12 protein-coding genes are annotated in these 13,483 nt (G+C 45.2%); 10 read left to right on the top strand and 2 right to left on the bottom strand.

Annotation, left to right across the window (positions count from 1 at the left end; all coding sequences use genetic code 11):
• The first annotated feature begins 125 nt into the window (after positions 1-125).
• The 5 genes from CSH92_RS10375 (at position 126) to CSH92_RS10355 (ending at position 4,551) form a co-directional block, all read left to right on the top strand.
• Complete coding sequence (locus CSH92_RS10375) at positions 126-695, top strand: TetR/AcrR family transcriptional regulator (protein WP_100657576.1); 570 nt, start codon at positions 126-128, stop codon at positions 693-695.
• A gap of 81 nt (positions 696-776) precedes the next feature.
• Positions 777-1,868: an MBL fold metallo-hydrolase gene (locus CSH92_RS10370; RefSeq protein WP_164084714.1), complete on the top strand. Its 1,092-nt coding sequence runs from the start codon at positions 777-779 to the stop codon at positions 1,866-1,868.
• 44 nt (positions 1,869-1,912) lie between these two features.
• On the top strand, positions 1,913-2,230 hold the full coding sequence (locus tag CSH92_RS10365) for a DUF1820 family protein (protein WP_100657574.1): 318 nt from the start codon (positions 1,913-1,915) through the stop codon (positions 2,228-2,230).
• Positions 2,231-2,263: 33 nt separating this feature from the next.
• Complete coding sequence (locus tag CSH92_RS10360) at positions 2,264-4,024, top strand: DUF885 domain-containing protein (RefSeq protein ID WP_100657573.1); 1,761 nt, start codon at positions 2,264-2,266, stop codon at positions 4,022-4,024.
• 17 nt (positions 4,025-4,041) lie between these two features.
• Complete coding sequence (locus tag CSH92_RS10355; RefSeq protein WP_100657572.1) at positions 4,042-4,551, top strand: hypothetical protein; 510 nt, start codon at positions 4,042-4,044, stop codon at positions 4,549-4,551.
• A gap of 30 nt (positions 4,552-4,581) precedes the next feature.
• On the opposite strand, the gene CSH92_RS10350 is transcribed toward CSH92_RS10355, so the two are convergent.
• Positions 4,582-5,082 (bottom strand): hypothetical protein, encoded by a 501-nt coding sequence (locus CSH92_RS10350; protein WP_100657571.1) that lies wholly within the window; start codon positions 5,080-5,082, stop codon positions 4,582-4,584.
• 190 nt (positions 5,083-5,272) lie between these two features.
• On the opposite strand from CSH92_RS10350, the gene imuA reads away from it, so the two are divergent.
• The 5 genes from imuA (at position 5,273) to CSH92_RS10325 (ending at position 13,240) form a co-directional block, all read left to right on the top strand.
• Entirely contained in the window at positions 5,273-5,959 is a 687-nt protein-coding gene (gene imuA, locus CSH92_RS10345) for a translesion DNA synthesis-associated protein ImuA (protein ID WP_100657570.1), read from the top strand.
• A gap of 5 nt (positions 5,960-5,964) precedes the next feature.
• Complete coding sequence (locus CSH92_RS10340; RefSeq protein ID WP_100657569.1) at positions 5,965-7,392, top strand: Y-family DNA polymerase; 1,428 nt, start codon at positions 5,965-5,967, stop codon at positions 7,390-7,392.
• Positions 7,392-10,463: an error-prone DNA polymerase gene (locus CSH92_RS10335; RefSeq protein WP_205662172.1), complete on the top strand. Its 3,072-nt coding sequence runs from the start codon at positions 7,392-7,394 to the stop codon at positions 10,461-10,463. The genes CSH92_RS10340 and CSH92_RS10335 overlap by 1 nt, the downstream gene beginning before the upstream one ends.
• A gap of 87 nt (positions 10,464-10,550) precedes the next feature.
• Positions 10,551-10,751 (top strand): hypothetical protein, encoded by a 201-nt coding sequence (locus tag CSH92_RS10330; RefSeq protein ID WP_100657568.1) that lies wholly within the window; start codon positions 10,551-10,553, stop codon positions 10,749-10,751.
• A 320-nt stretch (positions 10,752-11,071) separates the two neighbouring features.
• A complete protein-coding gene (locus CSH92_RS10325; RefSeq protein WP_100657567.1) occupies positions 11,072-13,240 on the top strand; it encodes a prolyl oligopeptidase family serine peptidase in 2,169 nt (722 codons plus the stop codon).
• Between the two features lie 96 nt (positions 13,241-13,336).
• On the opposite strand, the gene CSH92_RS17120 is transcribed toward CSH92_RS10325, so the two are convergent.
• Entirely contained in the window at positions 13,337-13,477 is a 141-nt protein-coding gene (locus CSH92_RS17120) for a hypothetical protein (RefSeq protein WP_164084713.1), read from the bottom strand.
• Positions 13,478-13,483: the final 6 nt, after the last annotated feature.

The following is a 13,483-nucleotide window of genomic DNA, read 5'->3' as shown; positions in this document are numbered from 1 at the left end:
CCGCTCCAGCAAACTGGCATATTGCACCACTGGTCGAAAGTAAAGCGACGAGTTATGCAAAAGCGCTTGACTAAAGATGGCCAGTGGCTAGTCTAAAGAATAGAAATTCTCGAAATGGAACAGCAATGCCACGCGCTCCTTTATACGATCTTGAAGAAGTCATGGAACAAGCGATTGATGTTTTCCTCGAACACGGTTTTCACGGTGCCGTTATGGATGAAATTATCGCGCGTACGGATTTTAATCGGCGCGGTTTCTATCGCGAATTTGGCAGCAAACAAAAGTTTCTCTATCGGGTAATCGACTTTTACCTTGCAACGCAAATGAAACAAGTCTTAATCGCCTTAGAACAACCACAAGGCATTTTGGCAATTCATGAATACTTTGACCGATACTTGGCACTGGTTAGTGGAAGAGGATGCTTATTAGTTAATAGTATTACCGAACTCGGTCACGACGATGCAACGATTAAAGATATTGGCCGACATTACCTTGACCGACTGCAAATAGATTTTATCGGCTGTTTGGAGCGAGCGGTGAATAATCATGAGATTTCGCCGGATACACCCATTGAATCTGTTGCATTGCAGTTAACCAGCTATGTGCAGGGTTTTGCGGTTAACGCCATCCTTGTACAAGACAACCAAGAGCTAAAAATGGCAACCCATCGCTTACTGGGTAGTGTTCAGCATTAACAACCTTCGCGGGAAATCTTTTCGGAGTGTCGCTACGTATCCACTGGTATGCCTAAAAGTCCGGTTAGTGCTTTGTCACTTATGAAGTTAAAAGTCGTGCGTTGGTCACTCTTACTAGCATTATTAATAAATCTGCAAGCCTGCTCCAGCAAGCGGCCTCCAGAATGGTTTGATCCAACCCAAGCCCACCATCTAATAGACGCTGATGGCAACGTAAGCTTTCGCAATATTTACCTCAATGATAAAGATAAGAGCTTTTTTGATTTCCTTGAGATGCGTTATTTTGGTGATGAGTCGTGGGCCGAGCACAGTAAACTAGCGGACACAGTGCCGTTACAGCAAGTGGATGTTTCGCGTATTCAACAACCGCCAGATACTGTGCAAGTAACGTGGCTAGGACACTCAACCTTTTTAATTCAGTACCAAGGGATCAATATACTTACAGACCCTATTTTTTCTGACCGTGCATCGCCCTTGTCCTTTATGGGCCCAAGGCGTTATGTACCACATGTTATTGATTACAAACAGTTACCACCCATTGATGCCGTAGTTATTAGTCACAGTCATTATGATCATTTAGATGAAGCAACCATTAAACAGCTAGGCAACCGACCGACGTATTACGTGCCTTTGGGTCTCAAAACCTGGTTTGTTGACAACGGTGTAAACGAGACGCAAGTTAACGAACTAGATTGGCAACAAACAGCTATTTTCAATCAAGACCTCAGGGTGGTTGCACTGCCATCGCAACACTGGTCAGCACGTTCATTAGGCGATCGGTTTGCAACTTTATGGGCGAGTTGGGGATTGGTTTTCAGTGATTTTACGCTGTGGTTTGCGGGAGATACCGGTTACCACAGCGAGTTGTTCAAGCCCATTGGCACGCAGCTCGGTGTAATCGATCTAGCGTTAATACCAATTGGTGCCTATGCACCGCGCTGGTTTATGCAAGATTACCATGTGAACCCGGAGGAAGCTGTCAAAATTCATGACGATATTGGTGCCAAGCAGTCAATTGGTATGCATTGGGGCACATTCCCACTCACTGCAGAGCCTCCCATTGAACCGCAGCAGCGTCTCTATCAAGTCATGCAAGCGCGTCAGGAAGCACTGCATAACTTCATAACAATTGACCTTGGTGAGAGCTACTTAGTCATGGATAAAGCACATTGAAAAGGCTAAAATCAGCGCGGTTAATATAGAGTCATACAGGTATCATGTCTAAATCGTTATTCAGAATTCAATTTGTAAGCAATGGCGAACGTTATGAATTATACGTCCGTGAAGTCAGTCAGGGTGGGCTTTTTGGCTTTATTGAAATCGGCGATTTTGTTTGGGATACCCATACCAGTCTGGTTCTTGATCCGAGCCACGAAAAACTCAAAGATGAGTTTGCTGATGTGACGCATACCTTCATTCCGATGCATAATGTGTTGCGGATTGACGAAGTTAAAAAGCAAGGAAGTGCAAAAATTACTGCACTATCTGATAAAGTAACGGCGTTTCCGACCCCAATTTATACACCTAAAAAGTAGTTTCGTTGCCACAGTTTGTTTGGAGTAAGCTTTATGAAAGTAACCGTTTTATCCGCCCTTGTTATTTTCATTGCTGGCTTTTGTGGTGCCGCGCACGGCAACGACTCAGCAGCTCAACGATTAGAGCGGTTAACCAGTGAAATTTGGCAGTTTGAATTACGCAGCTTTCCAGGTTTGGCGAGCCGTCAAGGGATCCGAGACTACGAAGACAGAATAACCGACGTTTCTCAAACGGCTCTGCAAACCCGTGCACAACAGTTTCAAGCATATCTTGATCAACTCGCACTAATTGACGAGAGCGAGCTGTCACAAGAAGAGCGCATCACCTTATTAATGCAACGTTATCGTATTAAGAACTACGTGGATGAATATCGTTTTAATGAACATTATGTGCCGATAACTTCAGAATACGGATTCCACAGTAGTCTTGCCCAGTTACCTAACCAGATTCGCATCATTGACGCCGCATCAGTAAATAATTACTTAGCACAACTCAAGCAAGTCGACGCGGTCATTGATACGCACATTGAGTGGATGAAAAAGGGCTTAGCGGTAGGTAAAACTCAACCCAAAGCTGTCTTAGCGGGTTATGAAGATACAATCTCGTCTCTCATGGTTGAGAGCCAAGACAGTGTTTTCTACCAACCTTTGGCTAACTTAGACGAAAGCAAATTCAGCGCTGAACAAATAGCTACTTGGCAAGCCACAGGGCAGGGCATCATTGCAGCGCAAATTATGCCTGCATTACAGCGCTTTTATGACTTTTTTACCCAAGTTTATAAACCGAATGCACGTGATGAAATAGCTGCGAAGCTATTGCCTGATGGTGCGGCTTACTACCAGAACCGTATCGAGTACTACACCACCACCACGATGACAGCGGAGGAAATCCATAAAATAGGCTTAGCCGAAGTGGATCGGATCCGCGCTGAAATGCAAGCTATTGTGGATAAGCTTGAGTTTGCTGGCGACATAAATGAGTTCATCCAATTTTTACGTACCGATCCACAGTTTTACGCCAAAAGTGCTGAAGAATTACTCATCTACGCTTCGTATATTGCGAAACAAATGGATGCCAAGCTACCGCAACTTTTTAAGAAGTTGCCTCGCACTCCCTATGGCGTAGCGCCCGTTCCAGATGCGATCGCACCAAAATATACTACCGGTCGCTATGTATCTCCTGCACGCGACGATCAACCCGGTTACTATTGGGTGAACACCTATGCCTTAGATAAGCGCCCATTATATGCTATTCCTGCCTTGACTCTGCATGAGGCTGTTCCTGGTCATCATTTGCAAATTTCACTTGCTAACGAGATGTCCGGGTTACCACCTGTACGTCGCCAAACTTACATATCTGCCTTTGGCGAAGGTTGGGGTTTGTACTCAGAATATTTGGGTAAGGAAGTCGGTATTTATTCTGACCCTTACGACGATTTTGGTCGTTTAAGTTATGAAATGTGGCGAGCGTGCCGCTTAGTCGTCGATACGGGTATGCATATGATGGGCTGGTCGCGTGAACAGTCACTTGCGTATATGCTTGAAAACACTGCACTGTCAGAACATAACGTAAAGACTGAAATTGACCGCTATATTTCATGGCCTGCGCAGGCACTATCCTATAAAATCGGAGAGATTAAGATCAAACAACTCCGAGCCACTGCCGAAGATGCATTAGGTGATAAGTTTGATCTGCGTGCCTTTCATGATGCAGTGTTAGCCCAAGGGTCAGTGCCATTGTTTGTGCTTGAACAAAGTATTAATGCCTTTATCGAACAACAAAAGGCACTATAAAGAGGTTTTTCAGGATTATGATTTCTGCCGGCATTATCGCCATTATGCTTATTATTTTGATTTATTTTGTCGTGCGTGGACAGGGACTGCAGCGTGAATTAAAACTAGCTAATCATAATGCCAAAGCAAAAGCTTATGCACTGCGTATAGGGCAGAAACAATTGGCCTTTATGGCCCATGAGCTTCAGCAAATATTTATTAATCGCTTAGAAGCGTTGAACAAACGAGGCTTGATTAAACAAGAAGACTATGAGGTCGCCAGCTTCATCATCAAGCGCTTTGAATTTATTGTGATGAATTGTACCGAACATAGCCGTACCGTAGAAGAGGCGGTTAATCGTGCGGTAGAAAATCAGCCAGTCACTATTGAAAAAGTAAACGAATTAATCAAGAAACAACCCAGTGAAATACGTGTTGCCTGGTGTCAAAACACGGTCGATGGTTTTATCGCCGCATGCCGCGGAATTAGCAGTGGGGCGCTGAAAACCGATGCATCAGACAGCGAAAACGCCGCTGTCGCAAGTTAATTCAGCAAATTAAGACATGCTGCTGAGATATCATTCGTATCGTGCGTCAAACTTGGATGCAGAAAGGTTGTATTTCTTCAGTAAGGCACTAAAAGCATCGCTAGGTTTGAACCAATTCGGTGTAATTTCGACAGCGTTAGCTTGAACATCTATGTTTCGTTTTGCTAACCAACGCAGTCCCTCGGTAACATCATCAGAAACCATAATGTCAATGTCCGAGTGCTTAGCAATTATTTTATTCATCTGCCAATCAACAACTGGATGTTTTGGCGTTATGTTAACTAAGTAACGTAGTCCAGCGGTTTTATACTCCTGCAAAAAGAGCATGCAGAGCTTTTCTTCCTCAGGAATTTGAATAAATAAATTACCCCAATCCACCAATAAAGCCCACTGCTTGTTAGGCAACGATGTTGCAACAATATCCATTACCGCATTAATTAACCCGCGGTAATGTTTAGTGTGGTGAAATGACTCTAAGAATCGCACTTGCACCATATTTTCTGCAACTTCTACAGTGAAAGGGTGTTGCATATTCTGTATACGCCTAAAATATTTTTACTTTATACGTTAAGGCTAGGTATTTAGTTTAGGTATAACCAGCTAATTTAGAAACCCATTATTGCGTTAAGAGTTAGCTTTAATAGCAAGGCTATTAATCTTTACTTGCAGAATAAAGCGATTAAATTATACTGTACATATATACAGTATACAGTAATCTTTTATGTCTGCTTTAATTACTCATCTAAAAAACAAGCAACTATTATGGCAAGCATCACACGCCAACCAAATAGCTGCCGCTAAGCTACCAACCAGTATCAGTGCCTTAGACAATGCGCTGCATGGCGGCTTTCCGAAGCACGGTGTAGTACGCATCAACAGTACTATGAGCATTGGTGAATTACGCTTATGCATGCCGATTATTCAGGCTCAGCAAGAAGATTTACGCCAACTATTTTTTATTTCTCCACCCGCCGCCGTCAATGCTGAAATGCTTACCGAATATGGGATTGATTTAGCCCGTACATTTTTTATCCCACCAGCTGAAACAGCTGATGTGTTATGGGCCTGTGAGCAATGTTTAAAAAGTGGTGTTTGCCATACCGCCGTGTTGTGGTGTAACCAGCTTTCAATTAGCCAAGCCAAGCGCTTACAGGTAGCTGCTGAGCAAAACCAAAGTTTGTTGTTATTGTTACAATACAATCAACAAGTACAGCCTCTCCCCATCAGTCTGTCTATGCGAGTCAGTCGAACGGAGCAACATCTACACATAGACATTGATAAACAACGCGGCGGCTGGCCGGTATCCGGATTGCAAGTCGAGCATACACTCGGTAGTGTGCAACAACGCTATCAAGCTATACCCACCAACACCATGGATAATGTTGTTCATTTACATGCGCAACAGTAAAACATATGCAGGGGCTGTGGTTATATGTGCACTTCAATGCGTTACAGTTAAGTAGCGTTGTTGACCATAGCGGCTTATCAGCGCTTGATGCCCTACAACCCATCGCGATTTATGATGCGCAAAACAATCAACTCTGCCAGCTAAATAAAGCCGCACAACAACAAGGATTAAGTCACGGACAAGGTCTTGCATCAGCTAGTGCGCTCTGCTCTGAACTCACTATTATCGAATACGACAATAAATGTGAAAGTCAACGTCTGAGCCAAATCGCAGAACAGTTGTACGGAATTACTGCAGATATCGCATTAGATCCCCCTGACGGCTTGTTTCTACGTGCCGATAATATGCTTAAGCTGTATGCCAGCTTGAGCAGCTACTGGCAAACCCTTCAATCATTGCTTTGCAACTATACTTATAACTACGCCAGCGCCTGCTCCATGAGTGCAGCAAAAGTACTCGCCCGCGCACAGTATAATCGTATCAGCGACGCTCCGCGGGAATGGAAGCAAGCCCTAAGACGTTGTTCTTTACGACACAGCAGTCTCACGGATAAACAACTTCAGACGCTAAAACGAGTCGGCATTACCTCATTTGATGATCTGTTTAAGCAACCCGTCAGTGCACTTGCAGCTCGATTTGATGGTTTCTTATTACGCTACCTCAGTGAACTCAAAGGTGAACGTTTTGAACGGCTTCCGCTGTTTAGACCAGCCCGGCGATTTCATCAACACTCAGAATTTTTATATGAAATCACGCTCAGCGAACGTCTCTTAAAACCCCTAGAATATTTACTGGTTTCCCTTGAACGTTACCTTATTCAACGGGCGCTTGTGACTTTTGATCTAAATATCACATTAATCTTGCGTGACAAGCAAAAACAGCAATGGCGATTACATAGCGCACAGGGTGAGAACCGTAGTAAAGCTTGGTTGTCCATTGCTCGTGTTGCTGTCGAGCGTCTGGAACTTACAGCTCCCGTTCAAGCCATGAGCCTGAGTGCGAATGAACTCACTCCGATACTTGCTGCAAATGACGATTTATTTACTACCCGCCAATCTGAACTCACCCCATTGCAGTTAATCACCCGTTTACAAGCTCGCTTGGGTGAACGCTGCGTGTATCAGTTAGGTTTAGGCAATGATCATCGTCCCGAATATGCTAGTCAGCGCTTGTACCTAACGGATCAGCAGCCCGCTAAGCCCACGAGTGTTGCCCAACCGTTGCATGACCGTCCGTCGTTACTATTACCAGCACCACAACCATTGGCAGGGAAAAGCCGGATCCTAACCGCCCCCGAGCGCTTATGTACCGGCTGGTGGAGTGCACAACCTTTAGAGCGGGACTACTTCATTGCGCAAAATGAGCTAGGTCAATATTTGTGGGTATTTCGCGACCAACACAAACGCTGGTTTGTGCATGGGTATTTTGTCTGATGTATGCTGAACTGTTTTGCCAGTCTAACTTTTCATTTTTAACTGGCGCCTCACACCCTGAAGAGTTGATCGCCCGCGCTGACTTTTTGGGCTATTCCGCTTTAGCCATCACCGACGAATGCTCTGTAGCCGGGATTGTGAGAGCCTTTACCGAAAAGCAGCAAAAACAACTGGCCATCAAACTGATAGTCGGTAGCTACTTTACGTTAAATGATGAATTTGAATGTGTTTTATTATGCCCGAATCAAAAAGCTTATGCCGAGTTATGCCGGATCATCACCAATGCCCGTCGTCGCGCAACTAAAGGCCAATACCAATTAGAAGAATGGGATTTAAAACGCATTCAACACTGCTTATTAATTTGGTTGCCCAAACCCGACCCAAGTAGCCAACAAGTGTGGTTAGACTGGATCCTGCGCTACCATCCCACACGCACATGGATCGGTGCACAGCGCTGGTTGGTTGCTAATGAAGAAGCTTACTTAAACCAGTTGCAAACGCTGGCGACTACGGCCAACCTACCGATCTGCGCTTGTAGCGGGGTACTTATGCATGAACCAGAACGTTTGCCTCTACAGCATGTGCTGCATGCGACTCGCGTCGGTACAACGGTACAGCAATTAGGCAAGGCAGGGCTTAGCAATACAGAACGCTGTTTACGCGATCAAACTAAACTGAGCAAACTTTATCCAGCCGACTGGTTAGCTGAAACTCAGCATATTGCACAGCGCTGCACTTTTTGTTTATCCAGCTTACGCTACCAGTATCCAGCCGAACTCATCCCCACGGGTTTTGATGCCAAGAGTTACTTGCGTTTATGTGTTGAACGCGGGATCAAAAAACGCTTTCCATCCGGTCTCAGCAAGGATATCCGCGCGATCATCGAAAAAGAATTACGCTTAATTGCCGAACAACACTATGAATACTTTTTTTTAACCATTTTTGACATCGTTCAATTTGCCAAACAACAAGGTATTCTTTATCAGGGTAGGGGTTCAGCAGCTAATTCCGTGGTGTGTTATTGCCTTGAAATCACGGCGGTTGATCCGCGCCAAATCAATGTTTTATTTGAACGTTTTATTTCCAAAGAGCGCAATGAGCCACCGGATATTGACGTCGACTTCGAACATGAGCGACGCGAAGAAGTTATTCAGTATATTTATCGTAAGTACGGGCGAGAAAGAACGGCATTGGCTGCAACCGTGGTCTGTTATCGCTTTAAAAGTGCACTCAGAGAAGTAGGTAAAGCACTGGGGATCAACGCCTCGCAACTGGACTTCTTCATAGCCAACGTGAATCGCCGTGACCGCGATGTCAGCTGGCAATCGCAACTCAGTGAATTAGGTTTAGATCCCGATAGTCGTATCAGCCAGCAACTGGTTAATTTGGTGCATGAACTCATGGGCTTTCCACGCCACTTGTCGCAGCATGTGGGTGGTTTTGTGATTTCCTCAGGTCCACTCTATGAATTAGTCCCGGTGGAAAACGCCAGCATGCCTGAGCGTACAGTTATTCAATGGGATAAGGATGATTTAGAAAGCCTTGGCTTGCTCAAAGTGGATGTATTAGCACTGGGTATGTTAACGGCCATCCGTAAAACCTTCGATATGCTACAACAGTACTATCAACACTCCACCTGTATTGCTGATATCACGCGCTGGGGAGACGACCCGCAAGTCTATAAGATGATCCAACATGCCGACACTGTCGGCGTCTTTCAAATAGAATCCCGCGCACAGATGTCTATGTTACCGCGCTTAAAGCCGGCCTGTTATTACGATTTAGTGGTGCAGATAGCGATTGTTCGGCCGGGGCCCATTCAAGGTGACATGGTGCATCCATACTTGCGCCGCAGAGATGGTAAAGAGTCGATTGAGTATCCTTCTAAGGCCGTGGAAGCCGTACTGAGTCGCACCATGGGGGTGCCGATATTTCAGGAACAGGTGATCCAACTCGCTATGGTTGCCGCTGGCTTTAGTGGTGGAGAAGCGGATCAATTACGCCGCGCTATGGCCAGTTGGAAGAAAAATGGCAAGCTACTGCAATTTAGACAGAAGCTGGTTGCCGGGATGCTCAAAAAGGGTTACGAAGAAGCCTTTGCCGAGCGTCTGTTTGAACAAATTTGTGGTTTTGGTGAGTATGGATTTCCGGAGTCCCATTCTGCCTCATTTGCAGTCTTAGCTTATGTTTCTTCATGGTTAAAGTACTACTATCCTGCAGCCTTCTACGCCAGTCTGATGAACAGTTTACCCATGGGCTTTTATAGCGCGTCGCAGCTAGTACAAGATGCGAAACGCCATAACATCGAGGTCAGGCCGGTGTGCATTAACACATCACAATACCAGCATTACTTAGAGCCCGAGGGGGGGTGTTTTGCCATCCGTTTAGGGTTACGGATTGTCAAAGGACTATCACAAGCGACAGCTGAACGCTTACTACAGCAACGCCCTGCTAACGGTTTTGCATCGATTGCCCAAGTTCGTCAATTAGGTATCAATGCATTAGAGCTCCAGGCACTGGCCAGTGCTGACGCGTTTAATGCGATTGCCGGGAATCGCTATCAAGCCCGCTGGCAAATCATGGAAAACACCTCACAACTGCCCCTAATGGCTGATCAACCCGATCCCCACCAGCTCAGCTTAATGCCAAGCGATGTAGATAACTTATTAGAAGATTATCAATCCACTGGGATGTCGCTCAATCGCCATCCCGTAGAATTACTCATACAAGCCCAAAAGCTGCCTAAATTCACGCTGGCCCGCGACCTCATCAACCTACCGCATAAATCAGTGGTTACGGTGATTGGTTGCGTTACCGGCAGACAGGCACCTGGCACGGCTTCTGGGGTTACCTTTATTACCTTGGAAGACCCTACAGGGAATACTAATGTGATCGTGTGGCAGGCCTCTGCCCGTGCACAAAAACAAGCCTATTTAAAATCGACGATTCTACAGGTAAACGGCATTTTAGAACGCGGTGATGGCGATGTTATTCATATCATTGCTGGCCGCCTGACCGACCTCAGTCATTTACTTAGCGAGCTGGATCTCAATGCCCGCCATTTTTATTAATCAATAGAAGTACAAACTGATCTTCAATACGGTAGCCATTGCGGCACAAATCAAACATTCTATTTATTGCTCTATGAAGACACACAGATGTCGCGAAAACAAAAATCAGCATTCCAAATAGCCACAGCTCTGTTCGCCATATTTTACTTCTTTTTTATTCATCAAGAACTGGATTTAACTTCACTGACCTTCGGCGGAATAATACTGATCACATCATTGTTTGGGCTGATTGTTGCGGCTTTCTACTTTTGGGTCTCCAAGAACCCAAAAACCATCGATAAATTATAAATAACCAACCGGTTTACTATTGGCAATGTTTAAGCGTAATAAAAAACCGATAATACAACGGCTAGCTTTTATCCTTTTTGTCATTGGGGTGCTACTCATCTTCACATTCACTAATTAGAAAGGAGCTCCACCAACAAGCGCATGCACCCAAAAGAAAGCGACTGTATTAGTTACGGCTTATGAAAAAACATCAACCATGCAATTAATCACACAAAATCTCCGCAATTTCGTTTAGGATAAGAACTGAACGTTACTGCAACTACTTGCGTAACATATTTACCTTAATCACAGAATAACAAGAGCTAAACAGGTAATCATTCATGAAAACAACCACCCGAACACTCGTTGCGCTGGGCGTAGCGAGCGTAATCAGTGCTTGCCAGCCCCAAATAAAAGAAGAAACAACTCAACCGGCAGCCACAAGTGAAGAAGTGACCCCAGTGACCGTAGAGTATCCAGTAACCACCAAAGGCGATGTCGTAGACACCTATTTTGAAACAACTGTCGCCGACCCTTACCGCTGGCTCGAAGATGATCGCAGCGCAGAAACCGAAGCTTGGGTTAAGATGCAAAATACTGTGACGCAGGGTTATCTTGCCCAGATCCCTTATCGCGACAAGATTGCCGAAGTAGTCAAAAACCTGATCAACTACGAGCGGGTCTCTGCCCCCTTCAAAGAGGGTGAATACACTTATTTCTATAAGAATGATGGCCTACAAAACCAGAGTGTTGTTTATCGTCAGAAAGGCGACGGTGAGCCAGAAGTATTTATCGACCCCAATCAATTCAGTGAAGATGGTACGGTATCACTGGCAGCGCTGACATTTTCTGAAGACGGTTCGCTAGCAGCGTATCAAACGTCTACAGGCGGCAGTGATTGGCGTGAAGTGTACGTCATGGATACCGAAACCAAGGAACTACTGAGCGATAAATTAGACAACGTTAAGTTTAGCGGTTTGTCTTGGTACAAAAATGAAGGGTTTTATTATTCCAGCTACGATAAGCCGGAAGGCTCTGAGCTAAGTGAAAAAACTGACCAACATAAAATCTACTACCATCGTATAGGAACACCACAAGCTGATGATCAAAAAATCTTTGGTCATACCGAAGCTGAGAAGCATCGTTACGCTTGGGCCGGCGTAAGCGATGACAATCGCTTCTTGTTTATCAGTGCGGCTAACTCTACTTCAGGCAATCGTTTGTACGTGAAAGATCTTAATGCGGCTGAACCAACATGGGTGACCGTGAAAGAGGACATCACCACCGATGCTACACCGCTGACCACTGATGGCGATAAACTGATCATAGTGACCAATCACGATGCTCCAAATACCAAAATTGTGGTTGCAGACATTGCCAATCCAAGTATAGAAAACTGGCAAGATCTGATCCCAGAAACCGAAAACGTATTGACCCCAAGCACTGCCGGTGGCTTTATCTTTGCAGAGTACATGGTTGATGCGATTTCACAGGTGAACCAGTATAACCTGACAGGTGAATTAGTCCGCACAGTCGAATTACCAGGGCTTGGTTCAGCCGGAGCGTTCTCAGGTAAACGAGAGGATACTTCAGCGTATTACACCTTTACCAATTACAGCACACCAACCACAGTCTACAGTTTCGACATCGACAGTGGTGAAACTACCGTATTTAATCAACCAGAAACGGCATTTGTTGGTGACAATTTCGTGTCAAAACAGGTGTTCTACACCTCTAAAGATGGCACTAAAGTACCTATGATCATTACGCATCATAAAGACACCAAACTAGACGGTAAAAACCCGACCATGCTTTACGGCTACGGTGGATTTAATGTCAGTCTTACCCCACGTTACAGTTCAACGGTCGCTGCTTGGCTAGAATTAGGTGGTGTATATGCTGTGCCGAATATCCGAGGTGGCGGTGAATATGGTAAAGCTTGGCATAAAGCCGGTACGCAGCTGCAGAAACAAAATGTATTTGATGACTTCATTGCAGCAGCGGAATACCTGATTGAAAACAACTATACCAGCAGTCAATACCTCGCACTGCGCGGTGGCTCAAACGGTGGATTATTGGTTGGTGCTGTAATGACTCAGCGTCCTGAGCTTGCCCAAGTCGCGTTACCTGCAGTTGGTGTTCTGGACATGCTGCGTTACCACACGTTTACCGCTGGTGCAGGATGGGCTTATGACTACGGTACATCCGAGCAAAGCCCAGAAATGTTTGAATACCTGTTGGGCTACTCTCCGGTCCACAATGTAAAAGCGGGTGTCGAATATCCTGCTACCTTGGTGACTACCGCAGATCATGATGACCGCGTAGTGCCTGCTCACTCGTTTAAGTTTGCAGCCACTTTACAAGAGCATCAAAGTGGCTCTAACCCCACATTAATCCGGATTGAAACGGATGCAGGCCACGGTGCTGGTACTCCAGTAAGCAAAACCATAGAGCAATATGCTGATATCTACGGTTTTACCCTGTTTAATATGGGCATTAAAGAGCTTTAACCAATTTGCACCCGCACTAGCTGTGCGGGTGTTTTCCCTATACAACTCCAGTAAATTCGGGTCGTCTGATAAGCTAATTAGCGTTTCCTAGACGAACTATTTAAGCGCCATCGTTGCATTCACAAGTGCAACATAGTTGGACGCCCACTGGCGTATCCACTGATTTATCGAAACACTGCTTATCTGCTTTTTCGTTGCACTGTCGATGGATTTTTCATTGCTTACAGTGATATTCATTTGACT

Origin of the sequence: Neoalteromonas flava (genome assembly GCF_002807685.1) — a bacterium.
GTDB lineage: Bacteria > Pseudomonadota > Gammaproteobacteria > Enterobacterales > Alteromonadaceae > Alteromonas_E > Alteromonas_E flava.
This window is presented reverse-complemented; position numbering and strand designations above follow the sequence as displayed.